Annotated in this window: 21 protein-coding genes; 18 read left to right on the forward strand and 3 right to left on the reverse strand. The window is 42.5% G+C overall.

Annotated elements, in window-relative coordinates; translation table 11 throughout:
* The first annotated feature begins 94 nt into the window (after positions 1–94).
* The 17 genes from HY035_00915 to miaB all read left to right on the forward strand — a co-directional run bounded on the left by HY035_00915 (position 95) and on the right by miaB (position 20,289).
* Positions 95–547 carry a hypothetical protein gene (locus tag HY035_00915; protein ID MBI3376950.1) on the forward strand — a complete coding sequence of 151 codons (453 nt, stop codon included), beginning with the start codon at positions 95–97 and terminating at the stop codon, positions 545–547.
* Positions 544–2,829 (forward strand): tetratricopeptide repeat protein, encoded by a 2,286-nt coding sequence (locus HY035_00920; protein ID MBI3376951.1) that lies wholly within the window; start codon positions 544–546, stop codon positions 2,827–2,829. Before HY035_00915 ends, HY035_00920 begins: the two co-directional genes overlap by 4 nt.
* A 125-nt stretch (positions 2,830–2,954) precedes the next feature.
* Positions 2,955–4,565: a mucoidy inhibitor MuiA family protein gene (locus tag HY035_00925; GenBank protein ID MBI3376952.1), complete on the forward strand. Its 1,611-nt coding sequence runs from the start codon at positions 2,955–2,957 to the stop codon at positions 4,563–4,565.
* 32 nt (positions 4,566–4,597) lie between these two features.
* On the forward strand, positions 4,598–4,909 hold the full coding sequence (locus tag HY035_00930; GenBank protein MBI3376953.1) for a hypothetical protein: 312 nt from the start codon (positions 4,598–4,600) through the stop codon (positions 4,907–4,909).
* Positions 4,910–5,114: 205 nt separating this feature from the next.
* The gene (locus HY035_00935) at positions 5,115–6,104 is read left to right on the forward strand and encodes a hypothetical protein (GenBank protein ID MBI3376954.1); all 990 of its coding nucleotides are present in this window, start codon (positions 5,115–5,117) and stop codon (positions 6,102–6,104) included.
* 39 nt (positions 6,105–6,143) lie between these two features.
* Complete coding sequence (locus HY035_00940; GenBank protein ID MBI3376955.1) at positions 6,144–9,407, forward strand: caspase family protein; 3,264 nt, start codon at positions 6,144–6,146, stop codon at positions 9,405–9,407.
* Between the two features lie 19 nt (positions 9,408–9,426).
* Complete coding sequence (locus HY035_00945; protein MBI3376956.1) at positions 9,427–10,278, forward strand: DUF4384 domain-containing protein; 852 nt, start codon at positions 9,427–9,429, stop codon at positions 10,276–10,278.
* A 132-nt stretch (positions 10,279–10,410) separates the two neighbouring features.
* Positions 10,411–12,948, forward strand: a complete 2,538-nt coding sequence (locus HY035_00950) for a caspase family protein (GenBank protein MBI3376957.1) — start codon at positions 10,411–10,413, stop codon at positions 12,946–12,948.
* A 55-nt stretch (positions 12,949–13,003) separates the two neighbouring features.
* Positions 13,004–13,774 (forward strand): ABC transporter permease, encoded by a 771-nt coding sequence (locus HY035_00955; GenBank protein ID MBI3376958.1) that lies wholly within the window; start codon positions 13,004–13,006, stop codon positions 13,772–13,774.
* Positions 13,771–14,427 carry an ATP-binding cassette domain-containing protein gene (locus HY035_00960; protein ID MBI3376959.1) on the forward strand — a complete coding sequence of 219 codons (657 nt, stop codon included), beginning with the start codon at positions 13,771–13,773 and terminating at the stop codon, positions 14,425–14,427. Before HY035_00955 ends, HY035_00960 begins: the two co-directional genes overlap by 4 nt.
* Positions 14,414–15,328, forward strand: a complete 915-nt coding sequence (locus HY035_00965; GenBank protein ID MBI3376960.1) for an MCE family protein — start codon at positions 14,414–14,416, stop codon at positions 15,326–15,328. The genes HY035_00960 and HY035_00965 overlap by 14 nt, the downstream gene beginning before the upstream one ends.
* On the forward strand, positions 15,321–16,292 hold the full coding sequence (locus HY035_00970) for a tetratricopeptide repeat protein (protein ID MBI3376961.1): 972 nt from the start codon (positions 15,321–15,323) through the stop codon (positions 16,290–16,292). Before HY035_00965 ends, HY035_00970 begins: the two co-directional genes overlap by 8 nt.
* Positions 16,293–16,299: 7 nt before the next feature.
* Positions 16,300–17,058 (forward strand): tRNA (guanosine(37)-N1)-methyltransferase TrmD, encoded by a 759-nt coding sequence (gene trmD / locus HY035_00975; protein ID MBI3376962.1) that lies wholly within the window; start codon positions 16,300–16,302, stop codon positions 17,056–17,058.
* On the forward strand, positions 17,045–17,407 hold the full coding sequence (gene rplS / locus HY035_00980; GenBank protein MBI3376963.1) for a 50S ribosomal protein L19: 363 nt from the start codon (positions 17,045–17,047) through the stop codon (positions 17,405–17,407). The genes trmD and rplS overlap by 14 nt, the downstream gene beginning before the upstream one ends.
* Positions 17,407–18,024 (forward strand): ribonuclease HII, encoded by a 618-nt coding sequence (locus tag HY035_00985; protein MBI3376964.1) that lies wholly within the window; start codon positions 17,407–17,409, stop codon positions 18,022–18,024. The genes rplS and HY035_00985 overlap by 1 nt, the downstream gene beginning before the upstream one ends.
* Positions 18,025–18,107: 83 nt before the next feature.
* Entirely contained in the window at positions 18,108–18,758 is a 651-nt protein-coding gene (locus HY035_00990; protein MBI3376965.1) for a metal-dependent transcriptional regulator, read from the forward strand.
* Between the two features lie 217 nt (positions 18,759–18,975).
* The gene (gene miaB / locus HY035_00995) at positions 18,976–20,289 is read left to right on the forward strand and encodes a tRNA (N6-isopentenyl adenosine(37)-C2)-methylthiotransferase MiaB (protein MBI3376966.1); all 1,314 of its coding nucleotides are present in this window, start codon (positions 18,976–18,978) and stop codon (positions 20,287–20,289) included.
* A gap of 535 nt (positions 20,290–20,824) precedes the next feature.
* Here the strand turns inward: miaB and HY035_01000 are convergent.
* From HY035_01000 to HY035_01010, 3 genes are read right to left on the reverse strand one after another with little or no spacing between them, the layout of a single operon-like run.
* On the reverse strand, positions 20,825–21,949 hold the full coding sequence (locus HY035_01000; protein ID MBI3376967.1) for a DUF362 domain-containing protein: 1,125 nt from the start codon (positions 21,947–21,949) through the stop codon (positions 20,825–20,827).
* Positions 21,950–21,956: 7 nt separating this feature from the next.
* Entirely contained in the window at positions 21,957–22,205 is a 249-nt protein-coding gene (locus HY035_01005; protein MBI3376968.1) for a bacteriophage holin, read from the reverse strand.
* A 26-nt stretch (positions 22,206–22,231) separates the two neighbouring features.
* Positions 22,232–23,863: an NAD+ synthase gene (locus HY035_01010; GenBank protein ID MBI3376969.1), complete on the reverse strand. Its 1,632-nt coding sequence runs from the start codon at positions 23,861–23,863 to the stop codon at positions 22,232–22,234.
* A gap of 272 nt (positions 23,864–24,135) precedes the next feature.
* Here HY035_01010 and HY035_01015 point away from each other — a divergent pair, with 272 nt between their 5' ends.
* On the forward strand, positions 24,136–25,080 hold the full coding sequence (locus HY035_01015) for a sulfite exporter TauE/SafE family protein (protein MBI3376970.1): 945 nt from the start codon (positions 24,136–24,138) through the stop codon (positions 25,078–25,080).

The following is a 25,080-nucleotide window of genomic DNA, read 5'->3' on the forward strand; positions in this document are numbered from 1 at the left end:
CAATCTCAAAACAGGTTCGGAACAGGCTCCGCAGTCTTTAGATGCGAGATTGCCACGCCTTCGGCTCGCAATGACAAGTTAGATGTATTTTCAGATGAAAATACTCAGTATACTGGCTGTTTTTGTTTTTTTCATGCTTTCGGCAGACGCCCTGTCTGCTGAGAAGGCGCAGAAACAAAACCCGCCCCTGTCCAAAGAAGAAATTCAGAAGTTAAGAGATATAGCAGTGATTATCGCGGAAGAAATAACAAGAAGAAACATAAAGTCTGTTACAATAATAGATTTTAAAGACATTGAAGGCAATCCCTCAAAAAGAGGGAAAACAGTTGCTGCTGAATTCCGAAAGCAGATGGAGGCTTTAGGCAAGGCAAATTTTACGGTTAAGGACAGCGGCGGAGGCGCTTTGGTTACGGGAATGTTTCTTCCGTTTAAGGGCGGCGATAAATGGAGGCTGGACATAAAAGTCATAGAAGCTTTGTCGCCTGACAACAGGCTTATTACCTCTTACAGCGGGTTTTTCAGAAAAACAAAAGGGGTGAAAAAATGAAAAATATATTGTCAGTCTCATCAATCCTATTTGTTTTAATATTCCTTTCATCATGCGCGCCGACACAGGAGATAAAAAAAGACACGCCTGAAGCACAGGCTGTTGCAGAAGAAGAACTTCCAAGAATCGTTGCAGTCCTGCCATTTCAGAACGATACAGAGGAAAGAGGCATAGCAAATCAGGTCAGGAAAGCATTTTACAACCATTTCAGTTCCAAACCTTACAGAGATATTGAGCCCTCAATCCTTGATGAAAAAATCGTGCATCTGGAAAAAGCTACAGGCAAAACTGTTCTTGAACTGAAACCTGCTGAGGTATGCCAATCGCTCGGATGTGACGGGCTGGTATATGGCAGGATCACTGACTTTAAAAAAGTTTACGCTGCTGTTTATTCCCAACTCGGTGTGGAAGCAGAGGTATGGATAGTGAATACAAAAACAGGGAAAGAGGTATTAAGGTTAAAGGACGCTGTGAGATACCACGAAGGCGGAGTTCCACTATCTCCGCTTGGAATAATAATGACTGCTGTGTCTACAGCTATGAATCTCAGGGAGATTCAGCAAGTAAGGCTGGTAAGTGAGCTTGCTTACAAGTTAAATGAAAAGATACCTTCTCCGTCAGGAATGGCCGCTGAGGACAGGCCTGTAATTAAGGAAGTGCTGACTAATATAAAAGAAGGGCCGTTCGGAAAAGGCAAGATAATCAGGGCAGGGCTTGAAGGCGACAAGTCAATGGTGGCAATGTTTGACATAGGCAATTACAAAAAGAACATTCCGATGAAAGAGGTAAAACCCGGCATCTATACCGGAGAATACCTTGTGCTGCCCGGAGATAACATAAAAGACATGCCCATCGTTGCTACGCTGAAAAAACCCGGCGGATATGAAAGCCAGTGGATGGATGTAAGCGGTTTTGTGACGATTGATACCACTCCGCCCCCTCAGGTCAAGGGCGTGAAGGCGAAAGGATTTCACGACAGGATTGAGCTTGCATGGGAGCCGTTAAAGGACATATCCGACCTCGCAGGTTATAAGGTCTTAAGAAGCGAGCAGCCTCTAAGCGGATATGCTGAGATAGCTAAAGTAGAAGTCAGTATTTTTGAAGATAAAACAGCCAAGCCTGATAAGATTTATTATTACAGGGTTTCGGCATTTGACCTGACAGGCAATGAATCAGACCTGCAGGACCCTCTCAGGGCCTCTCTCGTATCCAAAGAACCTGTCCCGCTTTCAGGCGAGCTTAAAAAAGATACTGTTCTTTCGGGAAATTATATTGTGAAAAACAGCCTCACAGTCCCCAAGGGTTTATCGCTGACGATAGAGCCCGAAACGCTGATTATGTTTGATGAGAATGCATCTCTCAATGTTTATGGCAAAATGATTGCAAGCGGAAAGGAATCTCCTGTTGAACTTATACCCGCAGGAGATAAAAAGTGGAAGGGCATAACCGCTGATGGAGCCAATATCGCGGTCAGCGGTTTCCGCATTAAAGGCGCAGCAACTGCAATGCTTTTGCGAAACACAGAGGGCTCAATGGAAAACGGTGTAATCACAGGCAGCAATATCGGAGTTTCTGTCTCGGGCACACCCTCTGTTGCAATGAAAGGCTTAACAATCTCAGGCAATAAAACAGGGATTGAGCTTCAACAGACAGATGCAAAGGTTCTTCAGGCAAACATCTTTCAGAATGCCGAAGGCATCCGCATAAAGGGATTTTCAGGAGAGATAAAAGACAATAACATCGTTGACAATGAGAAGAACATCTCATCCGAATCAAACATAAAAATTGGCGCAAACTATCTCGGCTCCATAAACGTAGATGAGATGAGAATAAAAGGAATCAGCTTAACAAAGACGTATGACAATAAAGTTCCTGACGGCAAGATTGTGGATGCTATTTTCAACCCCTATGCGCTTCTAAACAATGAGGAACGCCAGAAAAAGGCAACGGAATTTCTTATTGAGGCAGGCAGCTATTTCAGGCAGAGGAATTACGGCAAGGCAGTAACGCTTTTTGAAGAAGCATTAAAGGCATTCCCGACTGCTGATACATATTATTACATTGCGCTTTGTTATCAGGAGATGAAGGAAGATGAGAAGGCTCTGAAATATTTAAAAGAAGGCGTTGAGAAGTTCCCGAAAGATTCCACGCTCCAAAAATCCCTCGGCCTTATGTATTACCAGAAGGGCAGGGATGCAGAGGCCAAGAAGGCATTTGAAGAAGTCCTGCGGCTGAGCCCCGAAGACAGACAGGTTAAATTCATGCTTGAGAGGATGAAGTAATAGAAGTTCAACGGAGATGCAATCAAGGCAGAATACCCAATCCGTTCTACTGGGCGGTGTTTATATTGCATGGTGAGGGATAGTTGTTTTCAGTTATCAATAGATAAATGAACGAGGAGGGTGCGATGAACAGAACTATTTTTTCAGCCGCTATTCTGATTTTTTCTTTTGTGTTTTTAAGTAATGCATGGGCATCTCCTGCAGAGATAGAGAGTGTCCCGAAAATCCAGAACATTGTCCTTTATCCGGACAGCGCAATGATAAAGAAGGAGACGGTCTTTATGGTTAAGAAAGGCGAAAATATCATAAGGATTTCCGGATTGACTGTAAATTTAACGGACGAATCGGTTCAGGTGAATATTAAGGACAAGGCTGCTGTCAGGATATCCGATGTCAAGGTTGAAAAGACATATCTCCAGAAGACAATGCAGGACAAGATACAAAAGCTCCAGTCGAGGCTTGAAAGTATTAATGAGCTTATAAAGGAACACTCAAATGAAATCTCCGCAATAAACAGTTCCATCGAATTTTTAAAGAAGACAGTTCCATTCCCCCAAAACCAGAAGGTTACACAATCCGAGGTCGAAGGACATGCTAAGTTTATCGAAAAATCTTTATCGGCAAGCTACGACAGGACTGCAAAACTTGAAAATAAAATAAAGAAGCTTAATGAAGAAAAGAGGGCAGTGGAAAATGAGCTTAAAACCCTAAGCTCATCAAGGGATGAAAGCAAAACAATCGTGATCAATCTGCTTTCGAATGCAGACAGGGAAATTAATCTTGGGCTTTCCTACATTGTTGCAAATGCAGGCTGGTCTCCGCAGTACGATGTAAGGGCTGACTCTGCCACAGGAAAGATTGATATTGTGTGTTTTGCAGTCATAACCCAGTCTACAGGTGAGGACTGGAAGAATGCGAATATCGAGATATCAACAGCAAGGCCTTCTTATGGGCCTCCTCCGGAACTTTCCGCATGGTATGTGGATATTTACAAGCCGAGGCCTTCAAGCTATAAATATAAAAAGGCTGTTAAAAGTGAAGACTTAATGATGGCGGAGAAAGTATTTGAGGCAGCTCCGGAACAGCAATTCGAAGAGCCGAAGATAAAGGCAGAGGCCACATCATTCAGCTTTATAATCCCGGGCAAGGTCAATATTCCATCAGACAACCAGCCGCACAGGATATTAATCGCATCCTCATCCAAAGAGGCTAAACTCGACTATTATGCAGCGCCGAAGCTCTCAAGACACGCGCATTTAAGGGCAGGACTTAAAAACCCGCTTCCGTTTCCAATCTTCTCAGGGCAGATGAGTATATTTTTAGATGAACGCTTTGTGAATACAACATCTGTTAATAAGCAGATTCTTCCTGACGAGGACATGAGCCTGTCGCTCGGCATCGATGAAGGTATTAAGATAGAGAAAAAGCTCCTGAAGAAATTTACCGAATATTCCGGAGTGTTTTCAAAAGATACTCAGATAAACTACGAATATGCTATTGACATTGTCAGCAGCAAAGACAAAGAAATCGGAATTAATATCCGAGATAATTTTCCTGTCTCAAAGAATGAGCAGATAAAGATTGCCCTTGAATCTCCCAAAAAAGAAGATGCAAAAATCTCCGACGAGGGGATAATATCATGGGAGTTAAGGCTTAAGCCCAATGAGAAGAAAACCCTGAAAATAAAATTCAGGGTCGAGCATCCGAAGGACTTGAAGATTACCGGATTGGAGTAGGGTGCGAGTATTGGGGGAGGGAGGGAAATAATATGAACCCGAAGTTCGTCAAGACATTTGTTTGGGCTGCGGTAATCAGCATTTTACTCGGCATGGCTGTTATGTCCCCTGCCGGCAGCTTTTTTCTCTACTCAGTTGCAGTGCTTTTTGCTGCAATTCCGACAATCTTTGGCACTAAGAGAACGCGTACTGCAGCCATCGTGATATTGGCTCTATCCATTGCCTTGCTTGCCGTAACATATCCGAAATTTAATATTGAAATGACGAAATATAGAGAGCGTGCTCATAAGAAGTCTTCAGAGGGCTCGGCAGTGCCGACTCATCCGCAACAAGGGAGCAGGTAAACACTGAGATATTTGTGCAGACGGGATATTATTGAGGTGGGATAATAAGCCTTAAACAGTCTTTTGCTGTAAGGATTTTTAATAGCAGATTTAATCAAACAAAAAGAGTGAGCGGGTTATGAAATTAGAGAAAGTCGCAATGTGAAAATTACCTTTACCTATGAGAATAGTGCTGATATAATTTGGTTCAAAAAAGAGATGCACTATGAATAGAAAGATATTTATAAGCCTTTTTCTCTTTACGTTTTTCTTAACCCCTACCTTTGCCTCTGAAAAGCAGGAAAGTCCCGTAAAACCTGAAAATATTGTTTATGAAAAATACATATCAGAGGGTAATTTTTTTGTTGTATTGATCCCTAAAGGATGGGGCAAAAAAGAAAAGGATTTTTCACACGCTTACACAAGAACAGGGGATAAGGTATTCGGAGTAGAGCTTTCCGGACCGCATAATGCTGCTGGCTGTGTTCCAGTAGAAAAAGTACATGGATCTGGAGGTGAGGTTATCCAAATAAAGCAGGGAAATGTCGGCACTTTCCATGAACTCCGGATAGGTGTCACAAATATAATTAAAGCTGATTATCTTGATGAGGCTGGCATAAAAAAGCATGGTTTAATAGCTATATTGACATTATTTATTGAAGGGAATCCCCCGCAAGAAAAGGACTTTAAAGTTCATGCGGGGCAAAAGATAATAATGGATAAATACTTAGTGTATGTGGAAGAAATACGAGGAACTGTTAAAGGCTTAGTAATATTGCGGATAGAAGAGATTTCTAAATCTCCGTATAAAGACGAGGCCCGCCTGACAATCTCCGTTTTGTATTATGAGTACGGACAGTTTTTTAAAAGTTATGAGAGATATATCAACCTCAAAATAGGGACTTTCACACGCCTCGCCCCGGAAAAAGATGTCTATATTACAAATACGGCAGTGGCGGGAAGGGAGGCTAAAAAGTTTGAGATTGAAACATTTGAACTTATTCCCCTGCCTTTTAATCCGCCTGATTTCAAGGAAGGCATCATATATGAAATTGTCCCGCCTTCAAGGAAAGTTACAGTCATAGAAAGATACATTGTAATCCCTGTTGAGAAAGGTTTTTATGTATTGAACTACAGGGCATCGCCTGATATTGCAAAAAGTATTGAAGGGATATTTGAAAAGGTTTTAAACTCTTTTGAACCATTGATAAAATGAAAAAATTATACGGCTGGGAAATTTTTCATGGGAGGGGATATGCTTAGATTTAAGAATTTATTCCGCTTTTTATCAGTCTGGTTTTGGGTTATTGCCATATTGTCAATCAGCCATGTTGCTGTCTCTGCCGCTGAAAAGCCTGAGATTTTTGTGCAGATGGGACATACAAAAAGAGTTAACTCTGTAGCCTTTTCTCCTGATGGTAAATATGCCTTGTCAGGGAGTTGGGATAAAACCCTCAAGCTATGGGAGATTGCATCCGGGAGGGAAGTGCGTACTTTTTACGGGACAGAGAAAGTGACCTCCATAGCCGTAAGTCCGAACGGAAAGTATGTCATTTCGGGAGATGAAGATAGAGGAAAAAATCTAAAACTATGGGACATGGCGTCAGGGAAGAGGATAAGGACTTTCAGCGGGGATATACATAGAGATACCGACTATATACAAGATACCGACAATGTCATCTTCAGCCCTGATGGGAAGCATGTGTTATCAGGAGGTGAAAACCTTAACTTATGGGATATTGCATCAGGAAAAAAATTGCGGACTTTTAGAAATGCTAACAAGGATAACGCTAGAATTGTTTCAATAGTCATAAGTCCAGACGGCAGGTATGTAATTTCTGGGAGCAGGTACAACGGCCAAGTGCAAATGCCGGACGGAACGTTTACTAACGCAAAGAGTAGTGATAACACCATCGGAATATGGGATATCGTCACAGGTGAAAAGATAAGAGCCTTTAACGGGGGTAAGGGTTGGGTTACAGCGATAGCCATAAGCCCAGATGGAAAGCATGTTATTTCGGGGGACTATGAAGATAGCGCCAGGATGTGGGACATCGCCACAGGCAGACAGGTTAAAGCATTCAATGTGGAAGGGGTTTCCTCTATAGCTGTAAGCCCGGACGGTAAATATGCCCTATTCGGCGGCGTCATGAATATCAGGCTCTGGGATATTGAAAAAGACAGGGAGATAAAAACCTTCAGCGGACATAGTGGTTGGGTTCGGTCTGTCGCCTTCAGTCCTGATGGAAAGTATGCGCTTTCGGGGAGTGATGATAACGCCCCCATGCTATGGGATATTGCATCCGGCAAAGAATTAAGGAGCTTTGGCGGATATACGCAACAAGTTGCCTCAGTATCGCCAAGCGCAGTTGGCAAGAAAATTCTCATAGGTCAGGAAGTTGGTTTGCTGAATCTCTGGGACATTTCAAACGGCAGGCAGATCAAAACAATCAAACACACCCTTGGTGTTCGTGCTGTGGCAATCAGCCGCGATGGCACGTATGCTGCGGCAGGCGGGTGGGATTTTCCAGAAAGCTCTTCGACCATCAAACTCTGGAACATTACAACAGGCAGGGAAATACAGACTTTGAAAAAAGCAGGGGTGTATCACTGGGCTCGCCCTGTGGCAATAAGCCCTGGCAATAAGGATATTTTTTGGTCGGTTGGCTCCACGCTCATGTTATCGGATATTGCAACAGGGAAAGAAATAAAGACATACAGTGGTGGACACAAAGCAGAAATCCAATATGCAATGATGAGTGCTGATGGCAGATATGCCATTTCTAACGATGGTCTGGCGCTTAACATCTGGGATGTCTCTACGGGCAAAGCAATAAAAACTTTTGATAATAAAAATTGGGGATATCAAGGGACTTTTAGTTCAGACGGAAAGAACGTCCTCTTGATGGGTTTCGATTACGATAAAAGCAACAAGCTCATCTTCAAAATTTGGGATATTCCGACAAACAGAGAAATAAGCACATCGGCGGTGCAATACGACTCTAAAATCAAAACTGGTAATATCGACTTATTAGCCATGAGTCACGATGGCAGATTCGCACTTTGGTCGGAGAACATGACCTTGTACCTTTGTGAAATCTCGACCGGAAAAGTGCTAAGAACTTTATCCGGGCATGTGAACCGAATATCCTTCATAGGCATAAGTCCTGATGATAAGCATGTGTACTCCGGAAGTTATGACGGCACAACCCGCCTCTGGGACATCTCCACCGGCAAAGAACTCGCCCAGTTCATCAGTTTCACCGACAGCGAATGGGTTATCATCACCCCTGAAGGCTATTTCAACGCCTCACCGAATGGCGCCAAGCATCTCAATGTCCGTGTTGGCAACAATGTTTATTCCATAGACAACTTTTATGAAAAGTTCTTTAATCCTGTTTATGTTGCCTCTGTGCTACAGGGCAAAAAGGTTGAGGCGGTTGCAGATATAAGGAAAGGAATCTTAACGCCTCCTGATGTCAAGATTACCTCTCCTGAGCCGAACACATCATTCAGCACAGACACTGTGACAATAACCGTCTCTGCGAAGGATACAGGTGGCGGTATTGATGAGATACGGCTTTATCATAATGGCAAGGCAATTGGCGAAGATACGAGGGCTGTAAAGATCGTTCCAAAAGGCAGCGAAACAATAAAGACATACACAGTTGCCCTCGTTGATGGACTTAACACATTCAGGGCAACTGCATTCAGCAAAGACAGGACAGAATCAAACCCGTATGAACTCATGGTAAAACTCACAGCGCCATCAAAAGAGGTCAACCTTTATATCCTTGCAGTTGGCATAAATAAATACAAAAACCCTGCGTTGAACTTAAACTATGCAGAGCCTGACGCGCGGGGGATTGTGAATTTCTTCAGAGAAAAGGGCGGACTATTTAAAAAGGTCACTGTCATTGAGATATATGATGAGAAAGCCACCAGAGAGACGATAATCTCAAAGTTAAAGCAATTGCAAAACACCCAGCCGCAGGATGCAGTGCTGATATATCTTGCAGGACATGGCGAAAGCATTGGCGACAAATGGTATTTTATTCCCCATGAACTCACATATCCTGAAAGAGAGGAGGACGTAAAGACAAAGGGAATATCATCGGATGAATTTTCAGGCTATATAAAAAATATAACTGCACAAAAGATGCTCGTCTTGATTGATGCGTGCAAGTCAGGAGCAGTGCTTGTGGCATTCAGGGGTTTTGAGGACAGGAAGGCTCTATCGCAGTTGTCAAGGTCAACAGGTGTGCATATAATAGCAGCATCATCCAAAGACCAGTTTGCGGCAGAGGTAAAAGAACTCGGTCATGGGGTATTCACATACACCCTCCTTGAGGGATTAAAGGGCAAGGCAGCAGGCAAAGGTGAGACTGTTACAGTGAGAAAACTGATGGGATATATAGAAGAAAAACTGCCTGACATAACGAAGAAATACAAACAGGAGGCGCAATTTCCAGTAGTTGACTCAAAGGGAATGGATTTTCCGTTGGTAATAGTAAAATAGAACTGAAGGAGGTTGCGTTATGCTAAAAATATTTATTTCAGCGATTTTGAGTTTATTTCTATTCTCTAACCTTTACGCTGCACAATCAACAATCATTGAATCAGAAGGCTATGCATGCATGGGCGAGGATAAATCAATGAAGCAGACAGAGCATGCCGCTATGGCAGATGCAAAGGATAAAGCGGCAAAAAATGCAGCCACTTATATCAAGGGCGAGACAAAGGTAAAAGACTCACAGTTAGTTAAGGACATCATTGAGGCTTATAACAACGCTACAGTTGTAGTTGATAAGGAACTTGAAAAGGGCTGGTACACTGACCCCTCATTAGGCAAATGTTACAAGGTAAAGATAAAGGCAAATGTCATACCTGATGAAAATGCAATGAAAAGAATCTCTCAGGGAACCACAGATGATCCCTCTGCGCCTTTAAATGTACAGGTATGGACAGATAAAAAGGAATACAAGGAAGGCGATAAGATTAAGATTTACATGAGAGGCAATAAGCCGTTTTATGCAAAGGTTATCTATAAGGAGACAACCGGAAACCTAATCCAGATTTTACCAAACCCTTACAGGAAGGATAACTACTTTAACGGCGGTGTTATTTATGAAATCCCCTCAGGCAATGACAAATTTGAACTTGAGGTGAACCCTCCTTTCGGCGAGGAAAGCATTATGATATACGCAAGCGTCTCTCAGCTTGGAGATTTAGATCTGAAAAAAGAGGGCGGCGTCTATCAGGTAAAAACTAAGCCAAAAGATATAGGCATAAAGACAAGAAGCGTTAAAGTTAAGGAAGTCACAGAAGGGAAAACCCAGCAGGCAGCAGATTATTCTGAGGGGGAAGTTGTGGTAAAAACAGGGAAGTAACAGTATGCTGCTGCTATTCGGGCATAATTTTGTGGTTTTGAAGGATGTCCTATAAAAGGGAAAGTTTCTACGATATTCTGAAAAGAAGAATGTCTTAAACTATCTATAAACCTCTAACTTAAGGAGGGTGAAATGAAAACATTCAAAAAAATAACCATGCCAAGAATCGTGTTAATCACTTCAATTCTGTTCCTTACCTCATGCGCAATGGCAACGGCAGTCCCGGAGATCTATTTAAAGCAGAGCGATTTAAAGATGGAGCTCAACAAAGAGGCTTACGGCATAGATACAATGTATGTTTCAAAAGATGGAAAGTATATGCTAACTGGGAGTATGGGAGATGTTTTAACGGGACTCGGATTATCATCAAAGAGGGCTTCAATGCGGCTATGGGATCTGACAGAGGGAAAGCAGCTTCTAATGAAACCTACGTCGTCTGAACGAATGCACTCAGTTGCTCTATCGTCTGACAGCAGATATTCTGTGACTGGCGGGTTGGCTACAGTTCATGGTTGGCAATCAAAACAGGCAGCTATTCTTGAAATATGGGATATTGCTAATAGCGTTTTATTAAAAGATTTTAAAGATTTGCATGGTTCAGTAGTCAGCAGTGTGAATTTTTCTCCTGACGGGAGATATTTGCTTGCCACCGCAGGAACTGATATTCATCTGATTGACACAAAAACATGGAACATAGTCAGGACAATGAGTTATAAGTATCAAAAGTCATATTTTTCCTCTCCATATTTTTCCTCTCCATATTTTTCCTCTGGAGTCGCAACATTTTCCCCGGATGGAAAGTTCATTCTTTCGGGAGGACTGGATGCGGTAGTCCGATTGTGGGATGTTGAAACGGGAAGAGAGATCAGGCAGTTCCACGGGCATAAAAAAGGAATGTGGGGGGGTGTTAGTGCTGTTGCCTTTACTACTGACCGTTATGCGCTGACAAGCGGTTGGCATGACGATAATGTCATGCTCTGGGACATCAAGACAGGTGTTGAAGTTAGGCGATTTTCAGGATTTGAAAGTTATATGTTTACATACGTGTCCGGGCTTGCACTTTCTCCTGACGGCAAGCATGTGTTGATTGAGGGTTTTCCACTAAAGATTTGGGATATTCAAACGGGAGAAGGGTTGACAGATCTTAATTATATATGGAAAGGGATGAAAACTGCGAGTATTGGAAAAGCCCAGTATCATCCCAACGGACAGCATATTTTATTAACGTGGGGTGAACCCGCAGTTAGGATTTTCGATATCAAAACCGGCGAGGAAATAGCAGTCTTTATAGGCTTCGAAGACGGCGAGTGGCTAACAATTACAAGCGAGGGGTACTACAACGCTTCAGAGAAAGGCGCCCAGTATCTGACTGTTAAGATGGGTGATAAAGACTACATGGTCGAGAGTTTTTATGACGTCTTTTACCGTCCCGATGTTGTTACAGCCAAGTTGAGGGGGGATGACATAAGCGGTCTGATAACTATTACAATGAAAGACGCAATCAAAAGCCCTCCGCCTGTAGTTGAGATTAGCCCGATTGCGTCATCTCCAACATCTCCAAAGGCAAAAGTCTGCTACAAGGCAAAAAGCACAGGTGGAGGCATTGGAGAGATAAGGCTCTTTCATAATGGAAAACTTATCGAATCAGACGGCTACTACAAAGAAACGGCAAAGACATCAGACAAGATGCAATTAGCACAAATAAACAGCAAAACAATCTATGAAGACATGCGGAGCGTCAAAATAAAAGGCATAGGAGAGATAAGCCCGATAAAGAGCAAGACAAAAGGAGAACAATTTGAAGCCTGCAAAGAAGTGGACGCAATAGCAGGAGAAAACGAGATAAGCATAACAGCCTTTAATAAAGACAATACAGTACAGGGCTACATGCAGACAGTAAAATTCAACTCAACAATAAAACAGGAGGACGCTAATCTTTATATCCTTTCAATAGGCATAGACCAGTATAGGGACAACAGTGTCGCCCTAAAATATGCGGCAAGGGATGCAAAAGACATTGGAGAAAAACTGATGAGACAATCAGCGACATTATACAAGCCTCAGAATATTCATTACGAGCTTCTTGCTGACAATATGGCCACAAAGGCAAACACAATAAGCAAAATAAACGATCTTTCAAAGATAATCAAACCCACAGACAGCTTCATTCTCTTCGTAGCAGGACACGGAATACTTTTACAAAACCAGTACTACATGCTAACCAGCGAATATGACGGAAATGTAAATGAAGGCACAATGATAAGTTCAAATGAAATAGTTGAAATATCCAAGAAAATAAAATCCCTCTCACAGTTATTCATCTTTGACACATGCCATGCAGGAGGCGTGGATTATATCGTGAGCGGATTATATGATGCAAGGATGTCAGTGCTTGCAAAGAAGATGGGGCTTCACATATACGCATCAGCCAATTCAAAAGAGCAGGCAATGGACGGGTATCAGGGGAATGGTTTATTCACCTATACTCTACTTGACGGATTAAACAATAATAAAAATGCAGACAAAAACAAAGACAACAAAATCTCGCTCACAGAACTTGGAGAATACTCAAAACAGACCACAACAGATATATCAAAAAAGATTGGGCATGCACAGACGCCTCTAATCATAAACTTTGGAAAGGACAATACGGTTTATAATTTGAGATGAGGATATCAAACTATTGCAAATGCATTGAAGGCAGATGCGAATGGGGTAAAAAGGAATGAAAACAAAAAGGATAACTGAGAGTATTCTTGACACAATACTTTATCTTTCCGGACTTTTCAATTTAATCCTTAATGCATTTAAAAATCTTCCTTCCCTTAGAATCGGCCCTGTGCGCACTGTTTTCTTCAGGCAGATATATTTTGCCGGAATTGAGACTTTAGGCAAGATGATAATCATAGGGCTGTTAATCGGGATTGTCATAATAAGCCAGATTACAAGCCTCATAGGCGTCGGAAGAGGAGAGCTTATAGGGAAAATACTGGTTTGGGTTGTAATCAGAGAGTTAGGCCCATTATTCGCAGCAATAGTAGTGATTGCAAGAAGCGTTACCGCAATATCCGCAGAACTTGGCTCCATGAATGCGCAGGGCGAGGTTGCAAGCATTGAAATGATGGGCATAGACCCTGAGCGATACCTGATAATGCCAAGGATTATTGCGCTTACATTGTCAGCGGTCATGCTGACTTTTTATTTTGAACTTGCAGCCATACTCGGAGGCATAACTGTCACATCGCTATTCTGGGGCATTCCATTTGAGCAGCATACTACAGGGATACTGTCTTCCCTGACCATCCCGGAGTTATCCGCATCTCTTGTGAAAAGCCTTTTGTTCGGGCTGGTAATCTCAGCAGTAAGCTGTTCTCAGGGGCTCAAGGTCAGCGGAAGCATAACCAAAATACCACAGGCAACAACAAAGGCGACAATGCAGAGCCTGTTTTTTGTGTTTATCTTTGATGGTATAATAACCCTTATATTTTTCCTATGATTACACTTGAATGTGCAAGCCTTAAGGGATTTTTAGATTGCGCTTCACTGGCTATCTCCGGTGGAAAGGCCTGTGTTGTTTTGACAGAAACCGAGTTCGAGAAAAACCTTCTCCTGAGAATATTCACAGGGCTGACAAGGCTGGATTCAGGCAAGATTTTTATTTTTGAAAAAGAGGTATCATCTTTTTCATCCGGCGAGCTCAATGCCGCGAGGAAAAGAATGGGCATTGTCTTGAACAATGGAGGGCTTATAAGCAATCTCAAGGTCTGGGAAAACATAATGCTGCCCTTGTCTTATCATTCATCCTTATCACATCATGACATGGACGAGAAAATGATAAGCATTTTGGGTAAAATAGGCTATGACGATGACCTGACAATACTTCCGGGCCCTTTGCCTGTTTACAAAAAGAGGCTTGCAGGGTTTGCAAGGGCCATGCTTATGGAACCTGATTTGATTATCTACGATTCAGTTTTTGAAGGCTTAAGTCCTGATATCAGAAGTAAAGTGCTGGAAACCATTACTGCGTTCCAGCGTCAAAAAGAGGGCAGGGCATCTCTGTTTTTTGACATGGACGAAGGGTTGCCGGATTATATCAGAGCAGACAGCATTTACACATTAAAGAAGGGGAAATTTTATGAAAGAAACTGACCCGAGATTCCTAAGGCTGACAGGAAAAGTAGGATTGTTTTTTATTATTGCAGCCGCAGGCATAATAGCTACTGTGGTTTTTATTGGAATTGAACGCGGCGTCTTTACGGCTAAATACAGGATTAATTTTACGGTTGATAAAGGCACGGGATTTTTTGAGGGCATGCCTGTCAAGCTTTCAGGATTTAAGATCGGTAAAATAGATTCCATGTCGCTTGATGAAAATGCAAAGGTTAAAGTCACCCTTTTAATCAATAAGAAATACAGTAAATGGATACGGCAGGATTCAAAGGCAATGCTTACGAAAGAAGGCTTCATAGGCGAGGGTGTTATAGACATTAGCGTGGGCAGTACTAATAAGCCTGTTATCGGAGACGGAGGCATTATCCAGAATGAGAAGGCAAGGGGACTTGATGAAATTGCGGAAGAGATGCGTCCGGTAATAGGCGAAATTAAAGATATCATAACCTATATAAATGATCCGAAGGGCGACATTAAGCAGACCCTTTCAAACCTTAAAACATTGTCTTCCGGCCTTAATGCAACAAAGGAAAATGCTGACAAGCTTTTAAAGAACGCTGACAGTAATATTTCAGGCGTTTCGTCTGATGCTTCAAAAGCCCTTAAAAATATTGATAAAACTGTTTCGTCTATGAACGATAAAATAAATCCTGTAATCGATAAACTTAACAGGACCATGGACCATGCAGAGAAAACAACAGCAAACCTTAAGGATGCGGTGGAAAAAGCAGCTCCGAAAGTGCCGCCGCTTTTAAATAAAGGCGAGGACGCACTGAGCGACACCAGTGAAGTTGTAAAGTCTTTAAAGCAGATATGGCCTATACGCCTCTTTATTGAAAAGCCAAAGGACAGCCTTATTCATGGAGACAGCTATGAATAGCAGCCGGCAAGAGATAGTTAAAAGTTTAAAGTTGAAAATTAAAAGTTCAAAACTTAAGGCTGTTTGCTGTTTGCTGTTTGCTGTCTACTGTCTACTTCTGATTGGCTGCAGTGGCGCTCAAACCCAAACATTGTCCGCCGTTAATCTGAGGGCAATTGAATACAACCAGAACGCAGCGAAGGCTGTGGAAAAAGGCGATTATGAAAAGGCATTGGCTTATTACATGGAAGCCCTGAAGATAAACCGTTCAATTGAAAATACAGAGGGAATAGCCGTTAACCTTATAAACATAGCTGTGCTATATCAGAAAAAAGGGAATCCCTCAAACGCACATGAATTTGTAGATATAGCTTTTTCCATGCCTGATATAAGCAATGAAATCAGGTCAGATGCAGCGTATGAGAAGGCAAGGATTTATCTAAAGGAGAAAAATGCTGCGAAGGCAAAGGAGTGGGTTAATAAGTCTTTGTCCGTGGATAAAGGGCTCCGCGAGGGAAGCAGATGGAATCTGATGGGAAGAATTTCCTTCGCAGAAGGCAAATACGACGAAGCTGCTGCAATGGCAAATACCGCGCTTAACCTCAACAGGGAAAACAAGCAAAGGGCTGAAGAGTCAAATTCTTTAAGGCTGATGGCTGAGATAAATGCTCAGAAGGGCCTTTATTGGGAATCAAGAGAGTTATACAAAAAATCACTTGAGATTGATAAGGAGCTCGGAGACAGCAAAAAAATTGCCACGACTCTCAGGGGAATAGGAATGCTTTCTTTAAAACAGGGGCATTTTCAGGATGCCGCAATTTTTTATTTGAGGGCTTATGATGTCAGCAGCAACGCCGGGGATACGGAAGGGACATCAGAGGCGCTGGATTCCCTGTCAGATGCATACCGGAAATCAGACGATGATAAAAAGGCAGAGGAAATTTTGAAAAAGAAAGCCAATCTCGAAAAAGAGAAAAAGAAATAGATTCCAGATGAGATTTGATGTAATTACAATCTTTCCTGATATCTTTAATGCCTACCTCAATGCCAGCATCCTTAAGAGAGCAGCAGAAAGAAATATTATTGAAGTAAAGGTCCATAATCTGAGGGATTTCACGACTGACAGGCACAGAACTGTGGATGATTATCCTTATGGCGGCGGGCCGGGCATGGTGATGAAGCCCGAGCCGTTCTTCAGCGCGGTGGAGCATATTAAATCCGACGGCATTCCAAGGCGCGTTGTTATGCTGACGCCACAGGGGAAGACATTTAGTCAGGATATGGCGCTTTCTATGTCCGGACAAAATCAAAATATGATTCTTATATGCGGCAGGTATGAGGCTATAGATGAAAGGGTAAGAAGTCTTGTTGATGAGGAGATTTCCATAGGCGATTATGTATTGACTGGCGGAGAACTGCCTGCTTTGGTTATAATAGACAGTATTGTTAGGCTTATCCCGGGCGTGCTTGGAGATGAGCGCTCTGCTGAAGAAGAATCATTTGCATGCGGCGGGATACTTGAATATCCGCATTACACAAGGCCTCCTGATTTCAGAGGGCTTAAGGTGCCTGAGGTTTTGTTGTCAGGAAATCACAAGGCAATATCTCAGTGGAGAAGAAAAGAGGCTTTAAGATTAACCATTGTCAGAAGGCCTGATCTTATGTCCCAATATGTATCGGGGTTGAAAGACGAGGATAATAAATTGGTTTCGGAAATAAAGGAGGAAGAAAAAAAACATGAATATGATTGAATCAATTGAAAGAGGATACATGAAAGAAGTTCCCGCATTCAATGTCGGCGATACTGTCAAGGTATCCGTAAAAGTTGTTGAAGGAGACAAAGAAAGGCTCCAGCCTTTTGAGGGCGTTGTTATCGCAAGGCGCGGCGGCGGAACAAGAGAGTCTTTTATGGTCAGAAAGATATCTTTTGGCATCGGAGTTGAAAGGATATTTCCGCTGTATTCTCCAAACATAGATAAGATTGAAGTAATTAAACAGGGTTCGGTAAGAAGGGCTAAGCTTTACTACCTGCGAGGTAAAAAAGGCAAGGGCACACGCATAAAAGAGAAAGAAAGAGAATTTGTACAGCAAAAGGCTTAATGAATATCTTCCTGTATGATGAATCCCTGAGGCAAAAGGGGTTTTGCAGGATTGCCGGGATAGATGAGGCAGGAAGGGGGCCATTGGCAGGTCCTGTTGTGGCTTCTGCCGTGGTCATGCCTGACGGTAAAACAATAAAGGGACTGCGGGATTCAAAGAAAGTTCCTGAAGCCGAAAGAGAAAGCCTGTTTGACGATATAATGGGTTGCTGCCTTGACGTCGGCGTAGGGATAGTAGATGCCGGGGAGATAGACAAGATTAACATTCTCAGAGCTACAAAGCATGCGATGGAAAAGGCAATAAAAGCCCTCTCAGCAGAACCTGACCTTTTACTTATAGATGCCGTGAAGCTGCCCCAGGTGCATATTAAGCAAATTTGTCCGATAAAGGGGGAATCTGTCAGCGCCTCTATCGCAGCAGCATCTATCGTCGCAAAAGTAACAAGAGACAGGCTGATGCAGCAATATCACGAAATCTACCCTGAATACGGCTTCGAGAAGCATAAAGGATACTGCACAAAAGAACATATGGAAAAATTACTCAGCTATGGGCCTTGCCCTATTCACAGAAAAAGCTTTGATAAGGTAATGGATTTAGCACTGCCATTCGGGCAATAAAAGTGTTTAGTATCAGTGAATAGTGCCAGTAGTTTTCTGAACACTGACACCAAAAACTGACACTGGCAGAATGAGAGGGTATTATGGAACAGGAAAGAATAGATGAAGCGTTAGAGCTTATATGGTTGCTTGAAGAAGAGGGGCGCACGGAGTTCAACAGGTTTAAATTAAACTCCGATGATGTTAATTTTGATGAGATGGTTAATGAGATGATAAAAAGCAATCTTATCCTTCTTAAAGAAGACAAGGTTGGATTCACAGAAAAAGGCCGTATGCTCGCAAAAGGACTCATCCGCAGGCATCGTCTTGCAGAACAGCTCTTTACTGATGTTTTTGAGCTTCCTGAAACCGCTGTTGATGCTGACGCATGCAAGATGGAACACATCCTTAGCGAAGAATTGACAGAAAGCGTCTGCACTTTTCTTGGACATCCTCCAAAATGCCCTCATGGAAAGCCGATACCAAGAGGCGAATGCTGCAAGAAATATAAAATAGAAATAGAACCGCTGGTTGTCAGGCTGACTGACTTTGAGGTCGGGCTGAAAGGAAGGATAGTTTTTATAGTATCAGCCGAAACATCAAGGCTTAACAGGCTCAGCTCTATGGGCATAATTGCCGGAAGCGTAATAAAGTTACTGCAAAAAAAACCCTCCCTTGTTATTCAGGTTGAAGAAACGGCAATCGCAATAGATCCTGACATTGCAAAAGAGATATACGTTAAAAAAACCTCCTGATACAGAAGGAGGCTATGCCTGTTTTTCGGCAATATTAAACTACCATTTCAATGGTGCAGATGTTATACGATATATCAGCCTCTTACAAATTCTCATGCGGGGCTATCCGCTCCACTTCGTAGAGACTTCAGCCCCTATTCTGACAGACCCGTGAATCTTGCCTCAATCCAAACACAGCCTCCTTATTCATGCCTGCCTTGCTACAGGTTCATCCCGCATGTTAAATTTTAAGATGCAGCGAAAAGTGCATATTCATACATTCGGATGCCAGATGAATGTCCATGATTCTGAGAAAATGGCCGGCATTCTTAAGGCTGAAGGCTATATCAAGGCTGCAAATGCAGAAGATGCAGACCTCATAATCTTTAATACCTGCAGTATAAGGCAGAAGGCAGAACAAAAATTCAGAAGCGAACTCGGAAGGATAAAATTATTAAAAACCAAAAACCCGCTGCTTAAGATAGCTGTTGCGGGCTGCATTGCACAGCAGAGGGGGAGGGATATACTTAAAAAGAGCCCTCATGTGGATTATGTATTCGGCCCGCAGAATATCCACAAATTAGGCGCTATGTTAACAACAAATGCTATGGTTTGCATTGAAGATAACCCAGAGATTCAACACACCGACCTTCCTGCAGAGAGAAAGGAAAATGTTAAGGCATGGGTCTCCATAATGTACGGATGTAATAATTTTTGCAGTTATTGCATAGTGCCTTATACGCGGGGCAGAGAAAGGAGCAGGCCCAGTCAAAATATATATAAAGAAATACATGAGCTGGCTGAAAAAGGATTTAAGGAAGTAACTCTTCTCGGACAAAATGTTAACTCTTATAATAGCGATACTAATTTCCCCGGACTCCTGAGGAAAATAGACACCATAAAAGGGGTTGAGAGGATAAGGTTTGTCACATCACACCCCCGGGACCTTTCTGATGAACTGATTTTATGCATTAAGGAATTGCCAAAAACCTGTGAACATATTCACCTGCCGCTCCAGTCAGGTTCAAGCAGAATACTCAAGCTTATGAACAGGGGATATACCTATGAGGACTACATTGAAAAGGTCAGAAAACTCAAAGAAAGTATCCCACAGATTGCAATAACAACAGACCTTATTGCAGGTTTTCCCTTCGAAACGGACAATGACCATTCCATGACCATTAAAGCCTTAAGAAGCATTGAATTTGACGGCATTTTTGCTTTTAAATTTTCTCCACGACAAGGGACAAAAGCCGCAGAGATGGAAGGAAGCATTAATGAGGAGATAACGTCGCAGCGGCTCAATGATATACTCGGGCTTCAGGACGACATTACTCTAAGTAAGAATGAGGCGCTCAAGGGAACACTTCAGGAAGTGCTTGTTGAGGGTGCAAGCAAAACAGACAAGAGAAAGATAACAGGCAGAACAAGGACAAACAAGATAGTTAATTTTGAGGGTGATGAGGCGTTCACTGGCTGTTTAGTTAATGTTGAGATTAGAACAGCGATGAGGCACTCTCTTGAAGGCAGGCTCACAAGTCAAAGCCGATAATACCCACAAAGGTGCGTGTCTTGATTTAAAACCTAAAGTAAAACATTCAGAACTTCTTGAAACTATTTTAAAACAAACAACAATAAGGTATCTCAAAAATGTTCTAATAGAAGAGAACAATATGAAGGGTACATGCTCCGGGACAACAGGTAATCACTTGAAAGTTATCGTGCCCATTGATAACCATTCTCGCGGATCCCTTATTACTGTAAGGATTCAGAGCATTCAAGAGGGTAAGCTTATCGGCATCCCAATCTTTTGTCACAACTAATTGATTCTAAAGGTATTTCAGCCTGCCTAAAACTCGTTCATATCCGTAGAAACCTATACAGACATTGACCTGAGCCCCGCTACATATCGTCTTAATAACAACTTATCAACAACCTTTGTTTATAGCGTATGTCCGATAAGATATATTATGTTAAATTAACATAAACACAAAACCATAGGGTATCCTATAGTGGGGTTGATCGTGCGAGGCATGGAGTTATATGAAGGCTCCCCTGTCTTGTTAAGGAAGTGTTTTGTAATTGCCTTAAATTTCAATAAGTTCGTAGTCTCTGCTTCCAAGCCCCAGCCTCCCAGCCTCCTCTATCTGCATGCGGTAAGGCTTCCTTGAAAGCTTAAAAAGAATATCCTTGGTTTGCCTTCCTTGCTTTCCAGGCGCGATTGCCGCTGATTGCGGTAAGGGCTTTGCCTTTAAGAGTATATCAGTCGTTGCCTGCTCAATTGCCACTATGTCATCAGAGACAAGAATTCCCTGATCCTGCATGACCGGCACATCAGCAGCCGGCATGCAATCACATTCAGGCTGTATTTCTGTAAGGAAGTTTATATAAATCACTTTATTAGGCTTGAACGTACTTAAAACAGCCAAAGCAGCTTCTGCGAGGGCCTTCATGAATCTTTCATCATCTCCCGGCAGCATCAAGGCGCCTTCCGGACAAACCCTGGTGCACCTGCCGCACCTCCAGCAGTCATCTTCGTTATAGCCAAACATTTCGTTTTCGAACTTTATCAGTTCAAGAGGGCAGGTTTCTTCGCATTGAAGACAGAGCGCACATTTTTCTTCATCCCAAAGTAACCTGCCCTCACCTATTGTATGCATTGCGCCCCTTCCGCACTTCCATCCGCAGTGTCGATGACTGGAACTTATCCCTCCCATGGCAACGTTTTTAATTGCACCGGCATAGCCTGCCTGAATATGCCCCTTTACATGTGAACAAACGACCATTGCGGGAACATCATAGATAAGGCTTGCAACTGCTATTTCACCAAGAATTTCGCCTGCTTTAACCATTATATTATCATTGCCGTAAAGTCCGTCACCAAGCACAACAGGCGCTCCAACTGAGAGTGAATTTATTCCGTTCTGGTTTGCGACTTCAAGATAATCCAGTCCTTTTATACGTACCGTATCTGTCACAAAAGGCTTTGCATCTATACCCTTCAAAGCATCCACAACCTTTCTCAAAAATACAGGTCTTACAACCCTGTGGGCGCCTTCTGAACCGAAATGAGTTTTCACTGCTATCCATTCATCCTTATTAAAATGTGCCGAAAGATTAATTTCCTTAAGCACCCGTTCGAGTTTGCCGGGCATGCTGTCAGCATACTTCCATTTTTTTACTCTTGCTGATGCAAAATAGACCTTTGACATTTTCCCCTCATTTCACAAGCTTATTATAAATATAGCCGATCAGCACTGCGCTCACAAAGCCATCAGCAAAACCATAGAGCAGCCCAAGAAAACTTCCAAGCGGAGTTATGCTGTAACCCGGATATATGGATTGCGCAAGAACTTCCAGAAAAAGTTTGCCGTGGCCTGTGTAATAGGAAATCCATGTTGTTATAAACAGCGAAACGCCCCAGACTGATCCAAGCGCAGCTCCGAGTGCAATCGGTCTTAATTTCATATGCACCTCAATTTTTACCCTCTATCTTAATAACTCCGGTACTTATTTGTTATCGGGAACCGCCTGTCTTTGCCGAATGCCCGCGGTGTTATTTTTATTCCCGGAGGAGACTGCCTTCTTTTATATTCACTCCTGTCTATCATCTCTATGACCTTCCTTGTGCACTCAATATCGCATCCTGAAGGCAATATATCCTCAAAACTTTTGTCGTCTTCAACATATGCCTTGAGTATGGGATCAAGCACAGGATACGGAGGCAGAGAATCCGTGTCCTTCTGATCAGGCCTCAGTTCTGCTGAAGGTTCTTTCCAAAGCACCCTCTCAGAGATTAGCGCCCTCCCCTCATTAGAATTTTTCCATTTGCAAAGTTCATATACAAGGGTCTTAGGCACGTCTTTTATAACTGCAAAACCTCCTGCCATATCTCCGTAAAGTGTAGCATATCCGACGCTCATTTCAGACTTATTCCCTGTTGTCAGAACAAGCCGTCCGAATTTATTGGAAAATGCCATAAGTATATTCCCTCTTATTCTCGCCTGAAGGTTCTCTTCTGTTTTATCTTCAGGAAGCCCTTTGAATTGCATTTTAAGACTTTCACGATAAACTTCAAATATATTGCTGATAGGCGCCTCAATTATTTTAATGCCGAGACTTCTGGCGAGTTCATAAGCATCTTCCCTGCTTTCTTTCGACGTATACGGAGACGGCATAAAGATACCTGAAACATTTTCTCTGCCTATGGCGTCAACTGCAATTGCAGCAACGAGTGCAGAGTCAACTCCGCCGCTTAAACCTATTACAACTTGTTTAAAATCATTCTTTACCGCATAATCTCTGGTGCCTAAAACAAGCGCTTTATAAACCTCTTCTTCAAATCCCCCCTCGCCCCCCTTTTCTAAAGGGGGGATGGGGGGATTATAACCGTCCAATGCTATCTCTGAGATAATCATCTCTTCTTCAAACTGTTTTCCTCTGACTATAATCGCTCCTGTTTTATCAGTTATAAAGCTCCCTCCGTCAAAAACAAGTTCGTCCTGCCCTCCGACTGTATTTAGATATGCGATTACTATTTTATTGTCAGATGCCCTTTCAGAAATCATCTTTTCCCTTAAATGTGCCTTGCCCATATGATACGGGGAAGCATTTATATTCAAAATGACCTCAGCGCCTGCAAGAGCCTGATACTTTGCAGGGCCTTCGGGATACCATATATCCTCACAAATATTCACTCCGATATTTATATCCTCAATTCTATAGACAGGGGTTTCGTTCCCTGCCCTGAAGTATCTGTATTCGTCAAAGACCCCATAGTTTGGAAGAAACACCTTGTGGTACACGCCAATCATCTTGCAGTTCCGGATTATTGCTGCAGCGTTGTAAAGAATGCTGTCTTTTCTGTCAACAAAGCCGACAACAGCCGCTATATCTTTCGTATTTTCAATAACCATGCTTAATGCCTCAAGGTTATCGTCTATGAAATGGCGCTTCAGGAGAAGGTCTTCAGGGGGGTAACCCGTAATTGACAGTTCGGGGAATATAACGAGAGAAGATTTCTTTTCCCTTGCCTTCCGGATGTAATCGCAAATCTTTAAGACATTGCCTTCAATGCCGCCGACAGTAGGATTAATCTGGGCAAGGGCAATTCTGATTCTCTTCATCTCTCTCCTCTGTCATTCCGAGGTCATTTCGACCGAGGAATCTAATTATTCAGCGCACCAATATCATGGTTTAAGATTGCTTCGGCTTCGCCTCGCAATGACATTTACACCTTTACTCAATGATAATTTGAAGCGCTTCCATTTGTAAACCCCGTTTAGAAAACAATTGTTTTTCTAACGGGGTAAAGCCGCATAAAAATTTAAAGCAACTTTTAACTTCCAACTTCTAACTCTTAAGTTTTTATGTATAATACCCCATGGATTTTTTGGACATGCTGTTTCCTGTCTCCGGCGTGAAGACTAACATTCTATTGCCGCCGCTTATTGCAATGGTTATTTCATTCTTCACCTCAATGGCAGGCATATCAGGCGCATTCCTTCTTCTTCCCTTCCAGATGAGTGTGCTTAATTACACTGCTCCATCAGTGAGCGGGACAAATCATGTCTTTAACATCTTTGCGATTCCAAGCGGTGTTTATCGTTACATTAAGGAAGGCAGAATGGCGTGGCCGTTGACATGGGTGATAATTGCAGGCACTCTGCCGGGAGTATTTCTCGGTTTTCATGTGAGGGTTTTGTATCTCCCCGATCCAAAAGCATTTAAGTTTTTTGTTGGGTGCGTATTACTTTATATCGGAAGCCGCCTGCTTAAAGAATTCATAGGTAAAGGCAAAATAAAACCTTCTGCTGCAAAGGCCCTTGAAAAAAAGTTTAAACAGCAGCAAAGTTCAAGACTAACAGCAGGCATCCCGTCTCATGCGGTTGTAAAGACAAAACATATATCATTAAAAAAGATTGAATATGAGTTCTGGGGCGAAATTTTCTCATTTAACCCTATTGTCGTATTTATTCTGTCATTTGTTGTGGGAATAATCGGAGGAGCTTACGGCATCGGAGGCGGCGCAATTATTGCTCCTTTCTGTATTTCATTGCTGCACCTGCCTGCATATACGATTGCAGGCGCTACTTTAATGGGAACATTTATGACATCAATTGCAGGAGCATTGTTTTACAGTATTCCGCTGATAGTGAATAACACCTCCTCAATGCCTGACTGGCCTTTGGGCATTCTGTTTGGCATTGGCGGGTTTGCAGGCATGTATATCGGAGCGCGCCTTCAGAAATTTGTTCCGCAGCAGCTTATTAAGATAGTATTAGGACTGATAATTATTTTCCTGTCAATCAGATACATTCTGCAGTTTTTTGCATTTTTTTGA

The organism is Nitrospirota bacterium (assembly GCA_016195565.1).
Taxonomy (GTDB): domain Bacteria; phylum Nitrospirota; class Thermodesulfovibrionia; order Thermodesulfovibrionales; family UBA1546; genus UBA1546.